This window comes from Agrobacterium sp. O3.4 (assembly GCF_041414895.1).
Classification (GTDB): Bacteria; Pseudomonadota; Alphaproteobacteria; order Rhizobiales; family Rhizobiaceae; genus Agrobacterium; species Agrobacterium cucumeris.
Genome location: NZ_JALPZP010000001.1, coordinates 2,531,421 through 2,553,810, shown reverse-complemented (window position 1 = coordinate 2,553,810; position 22,390 = coordinate 2,531,421). Strand labels below are relative to the sequence as shown.

Genomic DNA, 22,390 nt, shown 5'->3' with positions numbered 1-22,390 from the left:
GCGTTAACCAAAGATTAACCGAAACAGCTGATCCTGACCGTGAAAGCAGCGTCGACATGATCGACGCGCTCTGAAGCATCAGACCGTTGAACGCTTTGACCACGGATGTACTGGCATTGACGAAAAACGGATGGAAAGGTCGGGCTTGCCCGGCCTTTTTGTTTTGAGCGCCAAAAGCAGGAAAAGGAGGAGCCGGGTAGCCGACGCCTCCTCTTTTCTTGGTTATTTTGCCGCCAGCGCGTCGAGAATCCGGACCCAGGAGCGGATGCCCTTGTGGAAGGACTGCAGGTCGTATTTTTCATTGGGCGAATGAATGCGGTCGTCGGTGAGGCCGAAGCCGACAAGCAGCGAATCCATGCCCAGCATCTTCTGGAAATCACCGACGATCGGGATCGAGCCGCCCATGCCGATGACGACGGCGGGATTTGGCCACTCGTCCGAAAGGGCGTTTTTGGCCTTGGTCAGCACGGGTGAATCGTAGGAAAGCTGGATGGCTGGTGATGCGCCATGCTCATGAAACTCCACCGAGCAATCCGCCGGGATTTTCGAGCGTACATAAGCCCGGAAGCTCTCGCGAATGGCTGCGGGGTTCTGTTCACCAACCAGACGGAAAGACACCTTGGCGGAAGCTTTTGCGGCGATCACGGTTTTGAAGCCGTCGCCGGTATAGCCGCCGATAATGCCGTTGACTTCCGCCGTCGGCCGCGCCCAGGTCTGCTCCAGCACGGTGCGGCCTTTTTCGCCCGAGGGAACCGAAAGGCCGACTTCACCGAGGAAGGCTTCCGCCGTGCGCCCCAGCGTTTCCCAGGAGGCCTTGATGTTGGCAGGCGTTTCCTCCACGCCGTCATAGAAGCCGGAAAGTGTGACACGGCCGGTTTCGTCATGCAGACCGGCCAAAATATCGGTGAGAATGTGGATCGGATTTGCCGCCGCACCGCCGAACAGGCCGGAATGCAGATCACGGTCAGCCGCGGTGATGACGATTTCTTCACCGACGAGGCCGCGAAGGGCGGCGGCAATGGCGGGCGTATCGCGGTCCCACATGCTGGTATCGCAGACCAGCGCATAATCGGCCTTCAGCTCATCTGCATTGGCTTCGAGGAACGGCTTCAGCGAGGGCGAGCCGGATTCCTCTTCGCCCTCAAAGAGGATGGTGACGCGGACCGGCAGGCCACCATTGACGGCCTTATAGGCCCGGCAAGCTTCCACGAAGGTCATCAGCTGGCCCTTGTCGTCAGCCGTTCCGCGGCCGGTAATCACCTGACGGCCAGCGCCGATATCCTTGATCGCCGGCTCGAATGGGTCATTTTCCCAGAGATTGAGCGGATCGACCGGCTGTACATCGTAATGCCCGTAAAAAAGCACATGTGGTGCGTCTTTGGTGGCTGCATCGTGATGCGCCACCACCATCGGATGACCGGCCGTATCGCGAACGGAAGCCTCAAAGCCCAGTGAGGAAAGCGTTCTGACCAGCCATTCCGCCGCTTTGCGGCATTCCGCCTTATAGGCGGGGTCCGTGGAAATCGACGGAATGCGCACCAGTTCGAACAGCCGCTCGAGGCTGGATGTAAGATTGTCGTCGGCGGTGGAAAGAATGGGGGAAACGTCTGTCATCGCTGATCCTGTCATGTCTGTCGTGACCCGGCGATGGACGAGGCATCCGGGCATCGCGCATCGCGTGGGAACAAGGGGCTGACGTGTCGTGAATCGCCAAACGTGCAGCCGCCGGAACGATAGAGCAGTTCAGGAAAACTGCGAAGCGGTTTTACATCCGAAATTACGCATAAACAAAACCCCGGACCCTCAGCGATGACAGGTCTCAGAGCAGATGAGCAGCGGTTTCAAGTTGCGAATGCTATTTCGCTTTTTTTGCGCTTTCGATCGCCCGGCGCATATATTCCAGCAGAAGCTGTCTTTCGAAGCGGCGGAAATCCTTAAGCAGCGTCTCTTCGGTGGCCTCGGAGGCCGCAATGGCATTCGCCTCCAGATCCCTGCCGCGCTGGGTCAGCTCGATGATCTGGGCGCGGCGGTCGCTGGGATGGGATTTGCGGATGATCAGCCCGTCGCGCTCCATACGTGAGAGCGTATTGGCAAGCGTTGCCTGCTCGACGTCGATTCTATCGAGCAATTGCCGCTGCGTCAGGCCTTCCTCATGCCATAGCTCGATCAGGATGGGGAATTGCCCGGGGGAAAAACCAAGGGCAGCGGCTCTTTTTTGCAGCGCCATGGTGAATTCCCGCGCCATTTTCGTGGCGAGATAAATTGCCGATTCGTCCCGGGAAAATCCCATTCTTCCGTCCATAGAGCATTTCCGCCGGCACATTCCGGCAATTAGATAGCGCGATATATATCGTATGATATGTTTGCGCCAGCCCGGAATCCGGCACAAAATAAAACCGCCATGGCCGGGAGGGATCGGCCATGGCGGTCATATTGGAGGACAAAGGCCCGGAGAGGGGGAAAGGCCTTTGTCCGGTCTGACGCGGCGGGGGACGAGCCAGCTATCAGACTACGGCGTGATCAGGCGCCGTCCCTTATGAAATGTGTCTCCAAATACGGCTTTTCAAGGGAGGAGCTGATTACAAATCGGTAACGTTCGGGTGAATTCTCAGCGCTTTTCGGGCGGTCTCGTTTCCAGTGCTTTGCGGTGTGTTGTGCGAAGTTTCGGTGGACGCCAAAACGGCCCCGCGCTATCCATATCGCCATGAAAAAAGGCGATCATCTCTTCCTCGTTGACGGTTCCGGTTTCATTTTCCGGGCGTTCCATGCCATTCCGCCGCTGAACCGCAAGTCGGACGGGCTGCCGGTCAACGCCGTCTCCGGCTTCTGCAACATGTTGTGGAAGCTCTTGAAGGATGCGCGCAACACCGATGTCGGCGTGACGCCAACACACTTCGCCGTTATTTTCGACTATTCGTCGAAAACCTTCCGCAATGAACTTTATGATCTCTACAAAGCCAACCGTTCCGCGCCGCCTGAAGATCTGGTTCCGCAATTCGGCCTGATCCGCGAGGCGACACGCGCCTTCAACCTTCCCTGCATCGAGACCGAAGGCTTCGAGGCGGATGACATCATCGCCACCTATGCCCGCCAGGCGGAGGCGATCGGCGCCGATGTCACGATCATCTCTTCCGACAAGGATCTGATGCAGCTCGTCACGGCCAATGTGCATATGTACGATGCCATGAAGGACAAGCAGATCGGCATCCCTGACGTCTTCGAAAAATGGGGCGTTGGCCCGGAAAAGATGATCGACCTGCAGGCGATGACCGGCGATTCCACCGACAATGTGCCCGGCATTCCCGGCATCGGGCCGAAGACGGCGGCGCAATTGCTGGAGGAATATGGCGATCTCGATACGCTGCTGGCGCGGGCGGGCGAAATCAAGCAGCAGAAGCGCCGGGAAAACATCATTGCCAACGCCGATCTTGCCCGTCTTTCCAGGCAGCTCGTGGCACTTAGAACCGATGTGCCGCTGGAGCAGTCTCTCGAGGCGCTGGTGCTTGAACCGCAGAACGGCCCGAAGCTCATCGCCTTCCTGAAGGCGATGGAATTCACGACGCTGACCCGCCGCGTTGCCGAAGCGACCGACAGCGACGCCTCTGCCATCGACCCCGCCAATGTGCCGGTTCAGTGGGGGGCGGATGCCCATGGTCCCGATCTCGATGCGCCTGCTTCGGCAGTCGCCATTGGTGACGTGGCCGCCGGCGCAACTGCCGCCTCGGCTTCGCCCTCTGTTTCGGCGAGAAAGCTGACCGGAGAAGGCAGCGCGCCTGCCGATCTCGCCGCCGCGCGCCAAGTGCTTTTTTCAGCCGCCAAGATCGATACGACCGCTTACACGACGATCAGAGACCTTGCAGAACTGGACCGCTGGATTGCTGCAGCCCGTGAGACCGGCGTCGTCGCCTTCGACACGGAAACGACTTCGCTTGATCCGATGCAGGCGGAACTTGTCGGTTTTTCGCTGGCCATCGCCGACAATGGCAAGGACGCCTCGGGCACCGACATCCGCGCTGCCTATGTTCCTTTGACGCACAAGACCGGCTCCGGCGGCGATCTTTTCAGCGATGGTATCAAGCTTGCCGAAGGGCAGGTGCCATTTGCCGAGGCGCTGGCGCGTTTGAAAAGCCTGCTTGAGGACCCGGCGGTTCTGAAAATCGCCCAGAACCTCAAATATGACTATCTGCTGATGAAACGCCATGGCGTCGTGATGCAGAGCTTTGACGATACCATGCTGATTTCTTATGTTCTCGAGGCTGGCAAGGCCACGCATGGCATGGATTCGCTGTCCGAACGCTGGCTCGGCCACACGCCGATTGCCTACAAGGATGTAGCGGGATCGGGCAAGTCGAGCGTCACCTTCGATTTCGTCGACATCGACAAGGCGACGGCTTACGCCGGGGAAGACGCGGATGTCACCCTGCGCCTCTGGATGGCCCTGAAACCCCGGCTCGCCGCCGAGCGGCTGACCAGTGTTTACGAGCGGCTGGAGCGCCCTCTGGTGCCGGTTCTGGCGCATATGGAGGAACGCGGCATCACCGTTGACCGGCAGATCCTGTCGCGCCTTTCCGGTGAACTGGCGCAGAAGGCTGCCGCCTTCGAAGAGGAAATCTACGAGCTGGCGGGCGAGCGTTTCAACGTCGGATCACCAAAGCAGCTCGGCGATATTCTGTTCGGCAAGATGGGCTTGCCCGGCGGCTCCAAGACCAAGACCGGCCAATGGTCGACATCGGCGCAGGTTCTGGAAGATCTGGCAGCGGAAGGTGCAGAGCTGCCACGCAAGATCGTTGACTGGCGGCAGCTGACGAAGCTGAAATCGACCTATACGGATGCGCTGCCGGGATACATCCATCCCGAGACGAAACGGGTGCATACCTCCTACGCGCTCGCTTCCACCACCACGGGGCGTCTGTCGTCCTCGGAGCCGAACCTTCAGAATATCCCGGTGCGCACGGCGGAGGGTCGCAAGATTCGCACGGCCTTCATCTCCACGCCCGGTCACAGGCTTCTGTCCGCTGACTATAGCCAGATCGAGCTGCGCGTGCTGGCTCACGTCGCCGATATTCCGCAACTGCGCAACGCCTTTGAAAACGGCATCGACATCCATGCAATGACCGCATCGGAAATGTTTGGCGTGCCGGTGGAAGGCATGCCGTCGGAAGTGCGCCGCCGCGCCAAGGCCATCAATTTCGGCATCATCTACGGTATTTCGGCTTTCGGTCTCGCCAACCAGCTGAGCATCGCTCGCTCGGAGGCGGGCGAATATATCAAGAAATATTTCGAGCGGTTTCCCGGCATTCGCGATTACATGGAAGCGACCAAGGCTTTCGCCCGCGAAAACGGCTATGTCGAAACGATTTTCGGCCGCCGGGCGCATTATCCGGAAATCCGCTCTTCCAACCCTTCGGTGAAAGCCTTCAACGAACGGGCGGCCATCAATGCCCCGATCCAGGGTTCTGCCGCCGATATCATTCGCCGCGCGATGGTCCGTATAGAGCCGGCACTGGAAGCGGAGAAGCTCTCTGCCCGCATGCTTTTGCAGGTGCATGACGAACTCATCTTCGAAGTCGAAGAAGCGGAAATCGAAAAGACGCTGCCCGTCGTCGTCTCGGTCATGGAAAACGCGGCCATGCCGGCCATTTCCATGAAGGTGCCGTTGCAGGTGGATGCGCGTGCTGCGGAGAATTGGGACGAGGCGCATTGACCGGCCATCTGATCGGTCAATGTCATTGGTTTGTTGCGTGCGCAGATTAGGGGAAGCCTCTCACAAGGAGTTCCCCGATGCACGCCCCGCTCGTCTCGAAAGATCTGGAATATTTCTCCGTCAACAGCCACGATATGCCACCGCGTCATCTTGGCAGCCGTTATAATTTGGACGGCGAATTTCTGCCCGAGCCGGGCAACACGGTGGTTTGCCATCTCGTCGAGGGATCGCAGGGCGAAAGCGCGATCATCAGGACGCGCCAGCGCTTTCTGGATATGCCGGAAGCATCGCAGCTCGCCTTCACACCGGTTTCCAGCCTGCATATGACGGTGTTTCAGGGCATCATCGAATTTCGGCGCGCTCTGCCCTATTGGCCGGAGAACATGCCGCTCGATACGCCGATTGACACAATGACGGACTATTATCGCGACCGTCTTTCGGCCTTTCCCACCCTTCCGGTTTTCAGGATGCAGGTGACTGGCCTCAAGCCCACAGGACTGGTGATGCAGGGTGTGACCGCGCAAGACAACCGGATCGTTGCGTTGTGGCGCGATGCGTTTGCCGAAGCCTTCGGTTACCGGCATCCCAACCATGAAAGTTATGAGTTCCATATTACGCTGTCTTACATCACGCGCTGGTTCGATCCGGAATGCCTGCCGCGCTGGCAGGCGATGCTCGATGAGGAACTGGAAGAACTGCGTGCGGCAGCGCCGGTCATCGAGATGCGCCCACCGGCTTTCTGTGAATTCAAGGATATGAACCACTTCAAGGAGCTTGTCGTTTTTGATAAGAGGTGAGGCATGATTTGCTACGCCTGACGGCGGCCCGTTGCACCAATTCCGCTGAATCGGAAAAAATGCGCGTCAGGGCTGGTCAAAGCCCGTTTGGGCATGTATAAGCGCGCCAAATTTCCGATATCGAGACACCCGACATTCGGCCTTTGGTTCTGGCCGGTTCCGTTGTTTCGCCGCTAAAGTGGAGTAACAAAAATGGCTGTACCAAAAAGAAAAACAAGCCCGTCCAAGCGCGGCATGCGCCGCTCGGCTGACGGTCTCAAGTCTGCAACCTACGTTGAAGACAAGAACTCCGGCGAACTGCGCCGCCCGCACCATATCGATCTGAAGACCGGTATGTATCGTGGCCGTCAGGTTCTGACGCCGAAGGAAAGCGCATAAGCTTTTCTGAAATCTTATTTGCAAAAAACCGGCCCTCGTGGCCGGTTTTTTGTTTTCTGAAGGTGATGTCAGTCAAAGGCGGGTCACTTGGAAAATAAGATAACACCTCCTACACTCCCTGTGGGAGTTAGCGGGAGCCTGATGTGGGAGAGGAGCTTCGGTGAAATATCGCTGGATTTTGCTGATATTTCTCAGCCTCGGCCTCGGTTATGGTGCCGTGACAAGGGGTGGCGGCATTATCGCGGAAAGCTATTTCGGCGAAGTCTCCGATCAGGGGCGTACCACTCTGCGGCTGGCGGTGTCGGCCCTCGGCGGGCTCTTGAGCCGTTACGAGCCGCTGCCAGCCCTGATTGCCGACCACGACGACATTGAGGAACTGGTCGCGCATCCGAAGGATGAGGCGCTGCGCCAGCGTGCCAATGTCTATCTCAAATCCATCAACACCCTGCTGGAATCCTCCGATATCTACATCATCACGCTGGACGGCGAGACCGTCGCGGCCAGCAATTATGATGGACCGACCAGCTTCGTTGGCGAGAATTTCAGCTATCGCCCCTATTTTCAGGATGCTGCCAAGGGCTTCCAGTCGCGATTCTTCGCGCTTGGCACGACCTCCTTCAAGCGCGGTTATTATTTTTCCGCCCCCATTCTCTTTAATGAGGAGATCAAGGGCGTCATCGTCTTCAAGGTCGATATCGAAGGCATAGAGGCCTCCTTCGGTGATGGCGAGAACCGTATTCTCGTTTCCGATCCGGAAGGCATCATTTTCATGACCGGAACGCCGCAATGGCTCTATTCCGGCTTGATGCCGCTGACACCCGAAAGGTTGGCGCGCACGGAGGCCTCCCGTCGATACGCAAATGCTGCACTGAAGGAGCTGCCGCTGAAAAACGGCAATTTCGGCTCCCATCAACTGATGACGATCACCCAGAATGACGGGGAGAGGGAATATATGGTCCTTTCCCAGCCGATGCCGGATGCCGGCTGGACCGTCAGCGTGCTGATGGATACGGGTTCAGTCAGAACACAGGTCAAGACGGCGATGATCGCCATCATCCTGTGCCTTTGCCTTGCCGCCGCTCTCATCGCCGCGATCCTGCAGAGGCGACGGCGTCTGCGTGAGCGCCTGACGCATCAGGCCGAGGCGCAGGCGGAGCTGGAGCGCCGGGTAGAGGAACGCACCGCCGATCTCGCCCGGGTCAACCAGGAGATCAAGCACGAGATCGCCGAACGCCGTCAGACCGAGAAGCAATTGCGCAAGATGCAGAATGATCTGGTACAGGCGGGTAAACTTGCCGCACTCGGTCAGATGTCGGCGGCTCTGTCGCACGAGTTTAACCAGCCGCTTGCCGCCGCCAAGAACTATGCAGAAAACGCCTCCCTTCTGGTGGAGCGCGGGCGTCTGGACGATGTGACGGAAAATCTCAGACGCATTTCGGGCCTCATCGATCGTATGGCGTCCATCAGCAAACACTTGAGGAATTTCGCCCGCAAGCCCAACGAAAAAATGGCGGCGGTCGGTCTGGAGGCCGTGCTTCGCGATACGCTGGAAATCGTCGGTGCGCGATTGAAGGCTGCCAATGCGGTGCTGGATGTCGATCTTGGCCCGGTGCCGCTTGCGGTGAAGGCCGGCTCAGTGCGGCTGCAGCAGGTGCTCGTCAACATCATTTCCAATGCTGCCGATGCCGTGGAAGGGCGCGAGGATCGCCGCATTTCCCTGCAGGCTGTGCAGCATGACCAGACAGTGTCGATTTTCATTCGCGATCGCGGCCCCGGCGTGCCGCCGGCGATTTCTGAACGCATCTTCGATCCCTTCTTCACCACCAAGGGTGTAGGGCGCGGTCTCGGCCTTGGCCTCTCCATCTCCTACAACATCATCAAGGATTTCGGCGGCCAGTTGCGTGTGCGAAACCATGCCGATGGCGGCGCAGAGTTCGAGATCGAATTACCGGCCGCCGTCTATCGTATGGAGGTGGCCGCCGAATGACCATGTCGAGGGTTCTGTTGATCGATGACGAGGAGGAGCTGCGTTTCTCCACCGCACAGGCGCTGGAGCTTTCCGGTTTCGCCGTGACCATGCTGGCGAGCGCCGAACATGCGCTCGAACTCATCGGTTACAGCTTCGACGGCGTCGTGGTCAGCGATATCCGCATGCCGGGCATGGATGGCATGACGCTTTTACAGAAGGTGCGGGAGCTTGACCCGGAAATACCTGTCATCCTCATGACCGGACACGGCGATGTGCAGCTGGCGGTCAATGCCATGCGCAATGGCGCCTATGACTTCATCGAAAAGCCGTTCACGCCGCAATATCTCGCCGGCATCATCAAGAGAGCCAATGACCGGCGGGCGCTGGTGCTGGAAAACCGCCGCCTGAAGGCGGTGGCCGGCAAACATGACGATCTCGAAACACGTTTGCCGGGCCGAACCCAGGTCATGGTCGATCTGCGGTATCGCATCCGTGCCATCGGCGCGACGGACGCCGATACGCTGATCGTCGGCGATACCGGTGCGGGCAAGGAGGTGGTGGCGCGGGCGCTGCATGATATCAGCGCCAGAGCCAACCGGCCCTTCGTCGCGATCAATTGCGCTGCCCTCCCGCAGACGCTGATCGAAAGCGAACTCTTCGGCCATGAGGCCGGCGCTTTTCCGGGTGCGCTGCGCCCGCGTTACGGCAAGTTCGAGCACGCCCGTGGCGGCACCATCCTGCTGGATGAAATCGGCTCCATGCCGTTCGAATTGCAGGGCCGGTTCCTGCGTGTCTTGCAGGAGCGGGTGATTACCCGCCTCGGCTCCAATGAAATCGTCGAACTCGACGTCCGTTTCATTGCCACCAGCAAGGTCGATCTGGAACAGGAAGTCGCCGCGGGCCGGTTCCGCGCCGATCTTCTTTATCGCCTGAATGTCGCGACAATCCTCGTGCCCTCTTTGTCGCAACGCAGTGCCGACATACCGCTGCTCTTCCTGCATCTGGTGCGGGAGGCTGCCGCCCGTTACGGGCGGGAGGATGTGGACGTGCCGCAACAACTGCTTTCAGTCGTTTCCCTTCGCGAGTGGCCTGGCAACGTCCGTGAATTGCGCAATGCGGCGGACCGCTTCGTCCTTGGTCTGGAAAGTGATGCTTCCGAAGCCTCGCCGTCGTTTCAGGACGATGGTAGGGAAGGGCTTGCCACAAGGGTTGCAGCTTATGAAAAAAGCCTGATTGCACGCGCGATTGCCGTCCATGGCGGCAATCTGAAATCCGTCTATGAGAGCCTCGGCATTTCCCGCAAAACGCTTTACGAAAAAATGCAGAAATACGAGCTACACCGTCATATGACAGAGGTGTGATGGGTGGATTTCCACCCACGGATGAACCCCTATGGGTAGAAATCCACCCATTGCTGTTTGTGACGACGATAAAAGCGCATCTCTTGGCAAGACCGCCGTTGCTGAACGACAATCCCGGATCGCAAATAGCTCACCCCGGCCGCCATAGAGGAGTATGCGCGGCTGAAGTGGCGAAAATTTTCATCCGGGAGGAATCGATGAAAATACTGAAGACAGTCACCGGCCTTGCTGCCGCCGCTGCCGTTTCCCTTTTTGCGCTGTCCGCATCCGCTCAGAATTATCCCGAGCGTAACATCACCATGGTCGTGCCTTTTGCTGCCGGTGGCCCGACGGATACGGTAGCGCGCCTTGTTGCCGAATCCATGTCGAAGGATCTTGGCCAGCAGATCATCGTCGAAAATGTCGGCGGCGCGGGCGGCACGCTCGGCGCTGGCCGTGTGGCTTCGGCAGATCCGGACGGTTACACGGTTCTCTTGCACCATATCGGCATGGCAACCAGCGCCACGCTCTATCGCAAGCTCGCCTATGACACGACAAACGCTTTCGAATATGTCGGTCTGGTCACCGAAGTGCCGATGACCATTCTGTCGCGCAAGAACCTCGAGACGAAGGACCTCAAGGGTCTGATCGACTACGCCAAGGCGAACAAGGACAAGGTCACCGTCGCCAATGCCGGCATCGGCGCCGCATCGCATCTGTGCGGCATGTTGTTCATGAGCGCCATTGAGACGCCGCTGGTCACCGTTCCCTACAAGGGCACAGGCCCGGCCATGACCGACCTGCTCGGCGGCCAGGTCGATATCATGTGCGACCAGACCACCAACACCACCAAGCAGATCCAGGGCGGAACCGTGAAGGCCTATGCCGTAACCACGGCCAAGCGGCTCGACGTGCTTCCGGATGTGCCGACGGTCGCCGAAGAAGGTCTGCCGAAACTCGAAGTCGGTATCTGGCACGGCATCTATACGCCCAAGGGCACGCCTGCCGAAATCAACGAAAAGCTCTCCAAGTCGCTGCAGGTCGCGCTGAAGGACAAGAACGTCGCGGCTCGTTTTGCCGAACTCGGCACCACGCCTTCCCCTGAAAGCGATGCGACGCCTGCGGCACTCAAGGCCAAGCTTGAAAGCGAAATCGCTCGTTGGAAGCCGGTTATCGAGTCCGCCGGCCAATATGCCGATTGATGATCAGGAAGTGACCGGCGGCGTTTCGCCGCCGGTTTTCTGCCGTCATTTTTAACGCGCGGAACGGTGTATTGCCGGCCGCAGTGGAGGGGCATCTTTCATGAAGTCGTTTTTCATTGACCCTGCCGAAGCAGCCTGCGGGGCCATATTCATCGGTTTTGGCGCTTTTTTTGCCCTGCAATCCTTCGGGCTGGAAATCGGAACCGCCTTTCGCATGGGGCCGGGTTATTTCCCGCTTGTTCTGGCAATCGTGCTGATCCTGCTCGGCAGCGTCATATTCTTCCGCGCCACCCGCGTGCAGGGTGATGTCATCGGCGCCATCGCCTGGCGGGGGATTTTTTTCATCCTGCCCGCGCCGATCTTTTTCGGCTTCACGGTCCGCGGATTGGGTTTCGTGCCAGCACTGTTTTTCAGCGCGCTTATCGCAGCCTTCGCCTCGCACAAGATGAGCCCGCTGATGGCCGTCGTTATTTCCGCCGCCATCACGGTCTTCTCCGTTGCTGTGTTCAATTATGGTCTCGGCCTGCCATTCCAGCGCTTCGGCCCCTGGCTTAAATTTTGAGGCGCCCCGATGGATTTGCTCAATAATCTCGCTCTCGGTTTCGTCACCGCTTCGTCGCTGGCAAACCTGTTTTTCTGCCTGATCGGCGTATTGCTCGGCACCCTCATCGGCGTGTTGCCGGGCATCGGCGCAACGGCGACCATCGCCATGCTGCTGCCGATCACCTTTCAGCTTGAGCCCGTCTCCTCGCTGATCATGCTCGCCGGCATTTATTACGGCGCGCAATATGGCGGTTCCACCACGGCCATTCTCATCAATATGCCGGGGGAGTCTTCCTCCGCCGTGACCGCCATTGATGGTTACCAGATGGCACGCAAAGGCAAGGCGGGTGCTGCACTTGCAATCGCCGCCATCGGCTCGTTTTTCGCGGGTACGGTTTCCACCTTCCTCGTGGCAATCTTCGCGCCGCCTCTGACGGCGATCGCGCTGGAATTCGGTGCCGCTGAATATTTCTCGCTGATGGTCGTCGGCCTTGTCTCGTCCATCGCACTTGCCCATGGCTCCATCGTCAAGGCGCTGGCCATGGTCGTGCTCGGTCTGTTGCTTGGTCTGGTTGGTACGGATATCTATAGTGGTACGCCGCGCTTCACCCTCGGCATCCGCGAATATGCCGATGGCCTGAACTTCGTTGCGGTCGCCGTGGGCGTCTTCGGTATTGCGGAAATCCTGCGCAATCTCGAGAACGAACGCACCCGGTCAGTGCTGATCGCCAAGGTCAGTAGCCTGATGCCGTCGAAGGAAGATTTCAAGGCCATGATCGGCCCGGTGCTGCGCGGCACAGTTATCGGCTCGGCTCTCGGCATCCTGCCGGGCGGTGGGGCAATTCTTGCGGCCTTTGCCTCTTACACGGTGGAAAAACGCGTCTCCAAGAACCCGGAAGAATTCGGGCATGGCGCGGTTGCCGGTGTTGCCGGTCCGGAATCGGCCAATAATGCCGGCGCGCAGACTTCCTTCATCCCGCTGCTGACGCTTGGCATTCCAGCCAACCCGGTCATGGCGTTGATGATTGGTGCGATGATCATTCAGGGCATCGTGCCGGGTCCGAACGTTGCAACCGAACAGCCGGCGCTGTTCTGGGGCATCATCGCCTCCATGTGGATCGGCAACCTGATGCTCGTCATCCTCAACCTGCCGCTGATCGGGCTGTGGGTGAAGCTCTTGACGGTGCCTTATTACGTGCTGTTCCCCATCATCATGGCCTTCTGCGCCATCGGGGTCTACAGCGTCAATTCCAACGTCTTCGATCTCTATGCCGTCGCCTTCTTCGGTTTCATCGGCTATGTATTGGTGAAACTGCGCTGCGAGCCTGCCCCACTGCTTTTGGGCTTCGTGCTCGGACCGCTGCTGGAGGAAAATCTGCGTCGCGCCATGATCCTGTCGCGTGGCGATCCGACGACCTTCGTCACTCGCCCGATCAGCGCCACCCTGCTTTTCATCGCTCTGGCCGTCCTGATCATCGTCTTCCTGCCCAGCGTGAAGAAGAAACGTGAAGAGGTTTTTGTGGAAGAAGACTGAGCAATATCAAACCCTGAGACGCCGGCGATGGAAGCATCGCCGGCTTTTTTGTGTCTGGATCGGTTGTGACGAATTCGCTTCACGAAAGCGACATATGGTTGACTCCCGCGCTTTTAAGCCCAAGGAAGGGCGGGAAAGAGAGGTCGATATGACGTCGGAAACCGAAAAACGGATCATTGCGCTTGAGGAAACGATCGCGCATCAGGCAAAGACCATCGAGGAACTGTCCGATCAGCTGACGGAACAGTGGAAGGTGGTGGAGCAGACCCGCGCCAAGCTCGACCGCTTGACGGAACGGTTCCTGAGCCTTGAGGAGCAATCGCTGGACGCGCCAGCCATCACCCGGCCACCGCATTACTGACAGGGAGCACCCGATGAAAAACGACACAGCCGCACTTGCCGCCGAAATCACCAATTTCTGGAAAAAGGCCGGGCCGGACAAATGGTTCGACAAGGATACCGCCTTCGACAATCACTTTCACGACCGCTTCCGCGATGCCCATTTCGCTGCTGCACGGCGTGAACTGGATGGCTGGCTCGCCGGTGCAGAAAGCAGTCTTGCCCTGATGCTTCTTCTCGACCAGTTCCCGCGCAACTGCTTTCGTGGCACCGCCCATATGTACGCCACCGATCCGCTGGCACGTCTGTTTGCCGATGAGGCCATACGCCGTGGTCACGATCAGGCAGTGAGCGAGGATCTGCGCGTTTTCTTCTATCTGCCCTTTTCCCATGCCGAGGATATTGCGGCCCAGCAGCGCGCCTGTGACTTGAACCAGCCGCTTGGCGGGCTTTATCTGCACCATGCCGAAGAACATCGCGATATTGTCGAGCGTTTCGGTCGCTTTCCGCATCGCAACGACATATTGCTGCGGGAAACGACGCCGGAGGAACGGCAATATCTTGATGAAGGTGGCTTTTCCGGCTGAGCCAGAAATGAAAACGCCGCCAGTCCCGAAGGATGGCGGCGTTATTATTAATGAACGTAGCCGTCGACAATCAGCCGTCGAAGAATTCTTTCATCCGGGCAAAGAAGCCGGTCGATTCCGGATTGTTCTCCTTGGAGGAGAGCTGTTCGAATTCCTGCAACAGCTCGCGCTGACGCTTGCTGAGCTTCTGCGGCGTCTCGATCTGAATCTGGATGTAGAGATCACCAGTCTGCGCCGAACGCAGCACCGGCATGCCCTTGCCCTTCAGACGGAACTGCTTGCCCGGTTGGGTGCCTTCCGGAACCGTGACGCGCGACTTGGTACCATCGAGTGTCGTGACATCGAAGGTGCCGCCAAGCGCTGCCGTCGTCATTGAAATTGGCACCGTGCAATAAAGGTCGGCACCATCGCGCTGGAAGAATTCATGCGGTCGCACGGACAGGAAGATATAAAGATCACCCGCTGGGCCGCCACGCATGCCGGCTTCGCCTTCGCCCTGTAGACGAATGCGCGTGCCATCCTCGATGCCCGAGGGAATGTTGACCGAGAGCGAACGCTCTTCCGTCACACGACCCTGACCGTGGCACTTGCCGCACGGATCGGAAATCGTCTGGCCGCGACCATGGCAGGTCGGGCAGGTGCGCTCCACCGAGAAGAAGCCCTGTGCGGCGCGCACGCGGCCGGAACCCTGACAGGTGGCGCAGGTCTTGGGCTGGGTGCCGGGTTTGGCGCCAGAGCCGGAACAGACGTCACAGGTAATCGAGGTCGGAACCCTGATCTGCGCCGTTTTGCCGGCGAAGGCTTCCTCCAGCGTGATTTCCATATTGTAGCGAAGATCGGCCCCGCGCTCGCGCCCGCCGGAAGAGCGGCGCGCACGACCACCACCCATCATCTCACCGAAAATGTCTTCGAAGATGTCGGAGAAGCCGCCATTGGCGAAACCGCCACCGCCCATGCCGCCACCACCCATGCCGCCATTTTCAAACGCGGCGTGGCCGAAACGGTCATAGGCCGCGCGCTTCTGCGGGTCCTTCAGCGTTTCGTATGCTTCGTTGATTTCCTTGAATTTCTGCTCGGATTCGGCGTTATCCGGGTTCTTGTCCGGATGGTATTTCATCGCGAGTTTGCGGAAGGCGCTTTTCAGCTCTTTTTCGTCCGCGGTCTTGCTGACGCCGAGTGTTTCGTAAAAGTCTGCTTTCGCCATTAAGTTAACAAGCCCCGCAAATGGATTTCCGGCTGCACGTCGGCAGCCGGATGTCTTGCATATGGTGTGAGGAGTAGGGAAGCCACGCGATTATGCGGACTTCTTGTCGTCCTTGATTTCTTCATAGTCGGCATCGACGACGTCATCCTTGCCGCCTTCAGAAGCATCGCCGGCCTCGGCCTGCTGTGCTTCATAGATGGCCTGACCGAGTTTCATGGAAACTTCCATGAGGGTCTGGGTCTTCGCCTGAATGTCGTCGGCGTCAGGCTCGGAAGCTTCAACCGCCGTCTTCAGGCTGGCAATGGCGTCTTCGATCGCCTTGCGGTCGGTCTCGGAAACCTTGTCGCCATATTCCTTCACCGACTTTTCGGTGGAGTGAATAAGGCTTTCTGCCTGGTTCTTGGCTTCGACACCCGCACGACGCTTCTTGTCGGTTTCGGCATTGGCCTCAGCGTCCTTGACCATCTTTTCGATGTCGGCGTCGGACAGACCACCGGAGGCCTGGATGCGGATCTGCTGTTCCTTGCCGGTGCCCTTGTCCTTGGCGGATACCTGCACGATGCCGTTGGCGTCGATATCGAAGGTAACTTCGATCTGCGGAACGCCACGCGGCGACGGCGGCAGACCAACGAGGTCGAACTGGCCGAGCAGCTTGTTGTCCTGCGCCATTTCACGCTCGCCCTGCGAAACGCGGATGGTCACGGCCGACTGGTTGTCTTCGGCGGTCGAGAAGGTCTGGCTCTTCTTCGTCGGGATCGTCGTGTTGCGATCGATCAGACGGGTGAAGACGCCACCCAGCGTTTCGATGCCGAGAGACAGCGGGGTCACGTCGAGCAGCAGAACATCCTTGACGTCACCCTGCAGAACGCCGGCCTGAATGGCGGCGCCCATGGCAACCACTTCATCCGGGTTCACGCCCTTGTGCGGCTCCTTGCCGAACAGCTGCTTGACGACTTCCTGCACCTTCGGCATGCGGCTCATACCACCAACGAGAACGACTTCGTCGATCTCGGCTGCGGTAACGCCGGCATCCTTCAGCGCCGCCTTGCAAGGTGCGACGGTGCGCTGCACCAGATCGTCAACCAGGCTTTCGAACTTGGCGCGGGTGAGCTTCAGCGTCAGATGCTTCGGACCGGAAGCGTCAGCCGTGATGAAGGGCAGGTTGATTTCGGTCTGCTGCGAAGACGAAAGTTCGATCTTTGCCTTTTCGGCAGCTTCCTTGAGGCGCTGCAGAGCGAGCTTGTCGTTCTTCAGGTCGATGCCCTGATCCTTCTTGAACTCGCCGGCCAGATATTCGACCAGACGCATGTCGAAGTCTTCACCACCGAGGAAGGTATCGCCGTTGGTCGACTTCACTTCGAAGACGCCGTCGCCGATTTCCAGAACGGAAATATCGAAGGTACCGCCGCCAAGGTCATAAACGGCGATCGTCTTGCCGTCCTTCTTGTCGAGGCCGTAAGCGAGTGCAGCTGCAGTCGGCTCGTTGATGATACGCAGAACATCAAGACCGGCGATGCGGCCGGCATCCTTGGTTGCCTGGCGCTGCGCGTCGTTGAAGTAGGCCGGAACGGTGATGACGGCCTTCTCGACCTTTTCGCCGAGATAGGATTCAGCCGTTTCCTTCATCTTCTGAAGGATCATCGCGGAAATCTGCGAAGGGGAATAGTTCTTGTCCTGCGCCTTCACCCAGGCGTCACCATTGTCGCCATTGACGATCTCGAAGGGGACGAGGTGCTTGTCCTTTTCAACGGTCGGGTCTTCATAACGACGGCCGATGAGGCGCTTGACCGCAAACAGGGTGTTGGTCGGGTTGGTGACGGCCTGGCGCTTGGCCGGCTGGCCGACAAGGCGTTCGCCATCGTCGGAAAATGCCACCATGGACGGCGTGGTGCGTGCACCTTCCGCGTTTTCAATTACTTTCGTGTCCTTGCCGTCCATCACTGCGACGCAGGAATTGGTCGTGCCAAGGTCGATACCGATTACTTTTGCCATGCTCTTCTCTCCTTGAAGCGAGCTGCCGGAACCCCGTGAGGCATTCTTGTGGCAACTCCTTGACTTGGATTTGCAACATTCGCTGCAGTTCTGCGGCGTATATAAGGAGCGATTTTTCCTGCTGCAAGGCGCAAGAGAGGGGTAAGCGCAGCAAAAAGCGCAGGAAACCTCAGTCTGTGCGGAAGCATAGCCATCAACGCTTGCGGAAACGGGAAAACGCGACTTTGACGCTATGCTGTCCCACCATCAGATGTGCTGGCGGACGGAGACGTGCGAAGTTCAATTTTGGCGGCTATTGCGCACGGCAGGGGCCATGGCGGGTTACGTGGGGTGTGGTGCTCCCGCGAAGTTTTTCCTTTTGGTCATGCTGCAAATGGCCTTGATAACCGTCTGCTCGAGTTCGCCTGGAAGGTCGTGCCCCATCCCTTCGATCGGCAGATAAATCGCATTTGGAATCGAAAGCGCCGTATCCTGACCGCAGGCTGACGGGATCAATGGATCGTCGGTTCCGTGAATGACGAGCGTCAGTGCTGTAATCGTCGCCAGACGCGAGCGTCGGTCTCCTGCCACCGCCATGCCTGCGATCTGCCGTGCCACGCCATCGGGATCATGGTTTCGACGCACCTCTTCCAGCAGGAGGGTACGATGGGCATCTTCGTTGAACGGATAACCGATACTGGCAATCCGGCGGGCGAAAGCGAGGCGCGCAGCCAGAAACCCCTGCTGATCGATGGCGGGGTCAGGCGCGGGCGCCATCATCATTGCCATGACATCGGGTGCCGCCTGCGGCAGGGCGGGATTACCGGTGCTGGACATGATCGAAGTTAAGGAAAGGACGCGGTCTGGATGATCACTCGCAAGGACCTGTGCGATCATTCCTCCCATCGAGCGTCCAACGACATGCGCCTTTGCGATACCGAGTGTGTCGAGGAGGCTGACGGCGTCGGCCGCCATATCGCCAAGTGTATAGGGCACCTGGGGCCGACGTCCTGCCATCAATGCGGATGCAAGTGCGCCGAAATCCGGTGGGGGCGAACTGCTGAAGTGGGTGGAGCAGCCGGTATCGCGATTGTCGAAGCGGATTACGCGATAACCCGCTGCGGCCAGATGCTCGCAAAAAGGTATCGTCCAGCGGATCATCTGCGTCCCCAGACCGGAAATCAGCAGGATCGCCTCATCGGTTACATCACCGAAACTGTCCCAGGCGAGTTCGATGCCATTGGATCTTGCAATATTCATGGCTGCTCTCCAGCGGAAATCATTGGAAACAGGGCATGGGCTCTGCTCTGCTCGTGGTGTTCTGTTTCCCGGCGCGTCAAGAATGCCGCCGGTCGTGCGACCTGAATGCGAGGCGCAGGGCATAGGCCCTGATATCTGCGGGCCATGATGTGGTCCGTTCTTCCAGCGCGGGGCGGTCGTCTGCAAAAAGAGCTCGTATCGCTTCCTCATAGCCGGGGAGGTTTCCCGCGATCGCTTGCATGAACTGATACGCGGCCTCCTGTGCCGCCCGCTTTTCCTGATGCGGATGCCCAGCCTTTCTGGCCTCGTCCACCAGACGCCTTAATGCCGCTGAAGCGCCGCCGGGCTGGGCGGCAAGCCACTCCCACTGTCGCGGCAGCAGGGTCACTTCGCGGGCGACGACCCCCAGTTTCGGTCGTCCGCGGCTCTTCGGATTCTGTCCTTCCTCCGAAACCGTCGGGCCGGACGTTGTATCGGCCTCCGGTCGATCGCTTCGCACAATTGCCTTTGGCAGGTGGGAGAGCCGTTCAACGATTTCCGTATCGGTGCCACGCAGATCGAGATCGACGACACGACCTGTGGCATCGTCGAATACGAGGATCGTTTTGTCCGTCTCGCCCAATCGGCGGATCGCGATGGCCACTTCGGCCAGAAGACCGCTGAGCAGTAATCGGTCGCCGGAAAAGGCTGTGCATGGCCTGCTGGGGGGATTCGACATGTCACACTCGCCACAATGAATGTCGCAATTAATATCCGGGTAAAACAATTTCGTCAATTACACCCGGGTAAAAAGGAAATGTGATGCCAGGATTGGTCCGTCACGCGAGCGCTGCTGTGTGCGGCAACCCTGTAGTCTGCAAATCCATACGGCATGCGGGAAAGAAAAGGCGTGTCGAAGGAGAAAGCCACAATCGACGCTAAGTCGTGAGCTTATCTGACTGTTTGGGAAAAATGGCGGACAGGGTGGGATTCGAACCCACGGTACGCTTTCACGCACACACGCGTTCCAGGCGTGCGCCTTAAACCACTCGGCCACCTGTCCTTTTTTCAAATCTGCATGTTTTGAAGAATGCAAATCACTGGAACGGCGCGATATATACCGATGAATTCGCAGGGATCAACACGAATCTGACAGTTTTTTGAAATGTCGGCAATTTCCTGCATTTCGATGCGGTTGCAAACGGGTTTTACCGCCTTTATCGATGCGCTATATGTATCAAAGCATGTCCGTTGAAGAGATGGACCATAACCGAGGTGTCCTGATGAAAGCTTTTTTGCGTTTTTTGAGCTTTCTTCTCCTTCTGGCAGCGGTTTTTCTGGGTGTGCTTGATTCGATCCGCTCGGTTTCCACGTCCTCGGTCAATATTACCGGCATCCTTTCCGTCTGGAATTATCTTCTTCCTGCCTCACGCACCATGGTGGAAGCCGCCGTGGGTCACTATATTCACCCTGAAGCGTGGCGCTTTATTGAAAACGCGCTGTCGGCGCTGCCCGCATTTGCTTTTTTCCTCGCCCTGTCCCTGCTTTGCTGGATGGCTGGTTACAGGAAGCACAAGGCGATGAGGCGCCTGCCAGTCTGATTTTTCAGCCTGAATGACCTTGCGCCCGCAGTTGTGAACCATGAGAAGCGGCAATATTGGCCGCACGGAGGTCCCGATGTTCCTGTTCGATACGCTTTCAAAAAAGACGACGATGCCGACCGAAGAGACGGCTTTGCCGGGCCGTGAAGAGGCGCTTGTGGTGCCGGAGAACCATTTCGTCAATGGTCGGCCGTTGAAGGGGCCTTATCCAGACGGTTTGGAAATCATCTACCTCGGCATGGGTTGTTTCTGGGGCGCGGAACGGTTGTTCTGGCAGACGCCGGGCGTTTGGGTGACGGCGGTTGGTTATGCCGGCGGCTTTACTGAGAATCCGACCTATCAGGAAACGACGACCGGTCAGACGGGCCATGCAGAAGTGGTGAAGGTCGTCTATGATCCGGCTGTGATCCCGTTGTCGGGCCTGCTCAGGATATTCTTCGAGGAGCATGATCCGACCCAGGGTATGCGGCAGGGCAACGATGTGGGTACGACCTATCGTTCGACCATATATGCCACGACCGAAGGCCAGCTGCAGCAGGCGCAAAAGGCGCGCGATACTTTTCAGCAGGCTCTGGAGGCGGCAGGCCATGGACGGGCAATCACCACCGAAATCGGCCCGCTTGAAACCTTTTATTACGCTGAGGACTATCATCAGCAATATCTTGCCAAGAACCCGGGTGGCTACTGCGGCTTGCGGGGAACCGGCGTAAGCTGCAATATCGACTAGATTTTTTGCAGGTCGCCCCGGTGGAAAGACCAAAAAAGCGCCAGATAAAAGTTTTTCCACCGGGTCAAAAAAACCGGATGAATTTTTCATTGAGCCATGCAAGGATATGAGGCAAGCACAGCCGGTATAACGGTTGGCGGTTCCGCAGACATTCCCGGCAAACGGGATTGCGGGAGGACCCTTATAATATCAATTGCAACAACAGGGCTGCACAATGAAAAAATCCCTTCTGACGCTTTTTGCGCTTGCCGCAATGTCGGCTTCCGCGCTCGCTGCGGATGTCAAGCCGGCGCTGGTCTATGGCACGGGCGGTAAGTTCGACAAGTCGTTCAACGAAGCCGCTGCGGCCGGCGCTGAAAAGTTCAAGGCGGAAACGGGTATCGAGTACCGTGACTTTGAGCCGACCAGCGACACGCAGGGCGAACAGGCCATCCGCAACTTCGCCAGCAAGGGCTTCAACCCCGTCATTGCCGTGTCCTTCGCCTGGACCTCGGCCATGGAAAAGGTTGCAGCCGAATTTCCCGACACCAAATTCGTGATTGTCGATTCCGTTGTCGAACTGCCGAATGTCCGCTCCGTCGTCTACAAGGAGCATGAAGGTTCCTACCTCGTCGGTCTTCTGGCGGGCATGGCTTCCAAGACCGGCAAGGTCGGCTTCATCGGCGGCATGGATATTCCGCTGATCCGTAAGTTTGCCTGTGGTTATGCCCAGGGCGCCAAGGCGGCCAACGACAAGATCGAAGTCTTCCAGAACATGACCGGCACCACGGGTGCTGCCTGGAACGATCCGGTGCGCGGTGGCGAACTCACCAAGAACCAGATCGACCAGGGTGCGGACGTGATCTATGCGGCAGCCGGTGCGACCGGTATCGGTGTGCTGCAGACCGCCGCCGACAACAAGAAGTTCTCGATCGGCGTCGATTCCAACCAGAACCACCTGCATCCGGGTTCGGTCCTGACCTCCATGGTCAAGCGCGTCGATCTGGCCGTTTACAACGCCTATAAGGATGCCAAGGACGACAAGTTCACCCCCGGCATCGTGGCGCTCGGCGTCAAGGAAGACGGCGTGGCCTATGCGCTTGATGACAACAACAAGGCCCTGATCACGCCTGAGATGATTGCCGCCGTGGACAAGGCGAAGGCCGACATCATTGCCGGTACCGTCAAGGTCCATGACTATATGGCGGACAACTCCTGCCCGAAATGATATGATATGTAACTGGGGCGCATGATGAATTTTCATCTTGCGCCCTTT

19 protein-coding genes and 1 tRNA gene are annotated in these 22,390 nt (G+C 58.3%); 13 read left to right on the top strand and 7 right to left on the bottom strand.

Annotated elements, in window-relative coordinates:
* Positions 1 to 222: 222 nt before the first annotated feature.
* Both M0412_RS12450 and M0412_RS12445 read right to left on the bottom strand, forming a co-directional pair.
* Positions 223 to 1,614: a dipeptidase gene (locus M0412_RS12450; RefSeq protein ID WP_269700569.1), complete on the bottom strand. Its 1,392-nt coding sequence runs from the start codon at positions 1,612 to 1,614 to the stop codon at positions 223 to 225.
* A 241-nt stretch (positions 1,615 to 1,855) separates the two neighbouring features.
* Positions 1,856 to 2,290, bottom strand: coding sequence for a MarR family winged helix-turn-helix transcriptional regulator (locus M0412_RS12445; RefSeq protein ID WP_046799126.1), 435 nt, complete (start codon positions 2,288 to 2,290; stop codon positions 1,856 to 1,858).
* A gap of 414 nt (positions 2,291 to 2,704) precedes the next feature.
* Between M0412_RS12445 and polA the strand changes: the two genes are divergently transcribed.
* From polA to M0412_RS12395, 10 genes are all read left to right on the top strand, one after another.
* The gene (gene polA / locus M0412_RS12440; RefSeq protein ID WP_269700567.1) at positions 2,705 to 5,704 is read left to right on the top strand and encodes a DNA polymerase I; all 3,000 of its coding nucleotides are present in this window, start codon (positions 2,705 to 2,707) and stop codon (positions 5,702 to 5,704) included.
* A gap of 77 nt (positions 5,705 to 5,781) precedes the next feature.
* A complete protein-coding gene (locus M0412_RS12435; protein WP_269700564.1) occupies positions 5,782 to 6,501 on the top strand; it encodes a DUF1868 domain-containing protein in 720 nt (239 codons plus the stop codon).
* Between the two features lie 192 nt (positions 6,502 to 6,693).
* On the top strand, positions 6,694 to 6,879 hold the full coding sequence (gene rpmF, locus M0412_RS12430; RefSeq protein ID WP_003507205.1) for a 50S ribosomal protein L32: 186 nt from the start codon (positions 6,694 to 6,696) through the stop codon (positions 6,877 to 6,879).
* 160 nt (positions 6,880 to 7,039) lie between these two features.
* Entirely contained in the window at positions 7,040 to 8,866 is a 1,827-nt protein-coding gene (locus tag M0412_RS12425) for a sensor histidine kinase (protein WP_142840750.1), read from the top strand.
* Complete coding sequence (locus M0412_RS12420; protein WP_142840751.1) at positions 8,863 to 10,209, top strand: sigma-54 dependent transcriptional regulator; 1,347 nt, start codon at positions 8,863 to 8,865, stop codon at positions 10,207 to 10,209. The genes M0412_RS12425 and M0412_RS12420 overlap by 4 nt, the downstream gene beginning before the upstream one ends.
* Before the next feature lie 197 nt (positions 10,210 to 10,406).
* Positions 10,407 to 11,390, top strand: coding sequence for a tripartite tricarboxylate transporter substrate-binding protein (locus tag M0412_RS12415; RefSeq protein WP_142840752.1), 984 nt, complete (start codon positions 10,407 to 10,409; stop codon positions 11,388 to 11,390).
* Positions 11,391 to 11,490: 100 nt separating this feature from the next.
* Positions 11,491 to 11,952, top strand: a complete 462-nt coding sequence (locus tag M0412_RS12410; RefSeq protein ID WP_046799131.1) for a tripartite tricarboxylate transporter TctB family protein — start codon at positions 11,491 to 11,493, stop codon at positions 11,950 to 11,952.
* A gap of 9 nt (positions 11,953 to 11,961) precedes the next feature.
* Positions 11,962 to 13,467: a tripartite tricarboxylate transporter permease gene (locus M0412_RS12405; protein ID WP_142840753.1), complete on the top strand. Its 1,506-nt coding sequence runs from the start codon at positions 11,962 to 11,964 to the stop codon at positions 13,465 to 13,467.
* Between the two features lie 148 nt (positions 13,468 to 13,615).
* Entirely contained in the window at positions 13,616 to 13,828 is a 213-nt protein-coding gene (locus tag M0412_RS12400; RefSeq protein ID WP_013635242.1) for a SlyX family protein, read from the top strand.
* Positions 13,829 to 13,841: 13 nt separating this feature from the next.
* A complete protein-coding gene (locus tag M0412_RS12395) occupies positions 13,842 to 14,393 on the top strand; it encodes a DUF924 family protein (protein WP_142840754.1) in 552 nt (183 codons plus the stop codon).
* Between the two features lie 70 nt (positions 14,394 to 14,463).
* Here the strand turns inward: M0412_RS12395 and dnaJ are convergent, their stop codons facing one another.
* The 5 genes from dnaJ to M0412_RS12370 form a co-directional block, all read right to left on the bottom strand.
* Positions 14,464 to 15,597 (bottom strand): molecular chaperone DnaJ, encoded by a 1,134-nt coding sequence (dnaJ, locus tag M0412_RS12390; RefSeq protein WP_035219642.1) that lies wholly within the window; start codon positions 15,595 to 15,597, stop codon positions 14,464 to 14,466.
* A gap of 90 nt (positions 15,598 to 15,687) precedes the next feature.
* A complete protein-coding gene (gene dnaK, locus M0412_RS12385; RefSeq protein WP_269700515.1) occupies positions 15,688 to 17,589 on the bottom strand; it encodes a molecular chaperone DnaK in 1,902 nt (633 codons plus the stop codon).
* Positions 17,590 to 17,910: 321 nt separating this feature from the next.
* Complete coding sequence (locus M0412_RS12380; protein WP_269700513.1) at positions 17,911 to 18,828, bottom strand: alpha/beta fold hydrolase; 918 nt, start codon at positions 18,826 to 18,828, stop codon at positions 17,911 to 17,913.
* Between the two features lie 76 nt (positions 18,829 to 18,904).
* A complete protein-coding gene (locus M0412_RS12375) occupies positions 18,905 to 19,546 on the bottom strand; it encodes a DUF2239 family protein (protein ID WP_269700511.1) in 642 nt (213 codons plus the stop codon).
* A gap of 234 nt (positions 19,547 to 19,780) precedes the next feature.
* Positions 19,781 to 19,870 (bottom strand) — tRNA-Ser (locus tag M0412_RS12370).
* A 220-nt stretch (positions 19,871 to 20,090) separates the two neighbouring features.
* On the opposite strand from M0412_RS12370, the gene M0412_RS12365 reads away from it, so the two are divergent.
* From M0412_RS12365 to M0412_RS12355, 3 genes are all read left to right on the top strand, one after another.
* Positions 20,091 to 20,408: a hypothetical protein gene (locus M0412_RS12365; protein WP_142841240.1), complete on the top strand. Its 318-nt coding sequence runs from the start codon at positions 20,091 to 20,093 to the stop codon at positions 20,406 to 20,408.
* A gap of 76 nt (positions 20,409 to 20,484) precedes the next feature.
* On the top strand, positions 20,485 to 21,135 hold the full coding sequence (gene msrA, locus M0412_RS12360) for a peptide-methionine (S)-S-oxide reductase MsrA (RefSeq protein WP_269700508.1): 651 nt from the start codon (positions 20,485 to 20,487) through the stop codon (positions 21,133 to 21,135).
* 214 nt (positions 21,136 to 21,349) lie between these two features.
* Complete coding sequence (locus tag M0412_RS12355) at positions 21,350 to 22,342, top strand: BMP family protein (RefSeq protein ID WP_142840759.1); 993 nt, start codon at positions 21,350 to 21,352, stop codon at positions 22,340 to 22,342.
* Positions 22,343 to 22,390 lie beyond the last annotated feature (48 nt).

What these genes read in the sequence shown, in the direction of transcription:
- M0412_RS12400 (WP_013635242.1), top strand. Translation starts at nt 13,616, where the DNA reads ATGACGTCGGAAACCGAAAAACGGATCATTGCGCTTGAGGAAACGATC.
- M0412_RS12445 (WP_046799126.1), bottom strand. Translation starts at nt 2,290, where the DNA reads ATGGGATTTTCCCGGGACGAATCGGCAATTTATCTCGCCACGAAAATG.
- dnaJ (WP_035219642.1), bottom strand. Translation starts at nt 15,597, where the DNA reads ATGGCGAAAGCAGACTTTTACGAAACACTCGGCGTCAGCAAGACCGCG.
- M0412_RS12375 (WP_269700511.1), bottom strand. Translation starts at nt 19,546, where the DNA reads ATGTCGAATCCCCCCAGCAGGCCATGCACAGCCTTTTCCGGCGACCGA.
- dnaK (WP_269700515.1), bottom strand. Translation starts at nt 17,589, where the DNA reads ATGGCAAAAGTAATCGGTATCGACCTTGGCACGACCAATTCCTGCGTC.
- M0412_RS12405 (WP_142840753.1), top strand. Translation starts at nt 11,962, where the DNA reads ATGGATTTGCTCAATAATCTCGCTCTCGGTTTCGTCACCGCTTCGTCG.
- M0412_RS12420 (WP_142840751.1), top strand. Translation starts at nt 8,863, where the DNA reads ATGACCATGTCGAGGGTTCTGTTGATCGATGACGAGGAGGAGCTGCGT.
- M0412_RS12435 (WP_269700564.1), top strand. Translation starts at nt 5,782, where the DNA reads ATGCACGCCCCGCTCGTCTCGAAAGATCTGGAATATTTCTCCGTCAAC.
- M0412_RS12415 (WP_142840752.1), top strand. Translation starts at nt 10,407, where the DNA reads ATGAAAATACTGAAGACAGTCACCGGCCTTGCTGCCGCCGCTGCCGTT.
- M0412_RS12365 (WP_142841240.1), top strand. Translation starts at nt 20,091, where the DNA reads ATGAAAGCTTTTTTGCGTTTTTTGAGCTTTCTTCTCCTTCTGGCAGCG.
- M0412_RS12380 (WP_269700513.1), bottom strand. Translation starts at nt 18,828, where the DNA reads ATGAATATTGCAAGATCCAATGGCATCGAACTCGCCTGGGACAGTTTC.
- M0412_RS12355 (WP_142840759.1), top strand. Translation starts at nt 21,350, where the DNA reads ATGAAAAAATCCCTTCTGACGCTTTTTGCGCTTGCCGCAATGTCGGCT.
- M0412_RS12450 (WP_269700569.1), bottom strand. Translation starts at nt 1,614, where the DNA reads ATGACAGACGTTTCCCCCATTCTTTCCACCGCCGACGACAATCTTACA.
- msrA (WP_269700508.1), top strand. Translation starts at nt 20,485, where the DNA reads ATGTTCCTGTTCGATACGCTTTCAAAAAAGACGACGATGCCGACCGAA.
- M0412_RS12395 (WP_142840754.1), top strand. Translation starts at nt 13,842, where the DNA reads ATGAAAAACGACACAGCCGCACTTGCCGCCGAAATCACCAATTTCTGG.
- M0412_RS12410 (WP_046799131.1), top strand. Translation starts at nt 11,491, where the DNA reads ATGAAGTCGTTTTTCATTGACCCTGCCGAAGCAGCCTGCGGGGCCATA.
- polA (WP_269700567.1), top strand. Translation starts at nt 2,705, where the DNA reads ATGAAAAAAGGCGATCATCTCTTCCTCGTTGACGGTTCCGGTTTCATT.
- rpmF (WP_003507205.1), top strand. Translation starts at nt 6,694, where the DNA reads ATGGCTGTACCAAAAAGAAAAACAAGCCCGTCCAAGCGCGGCATGCGC.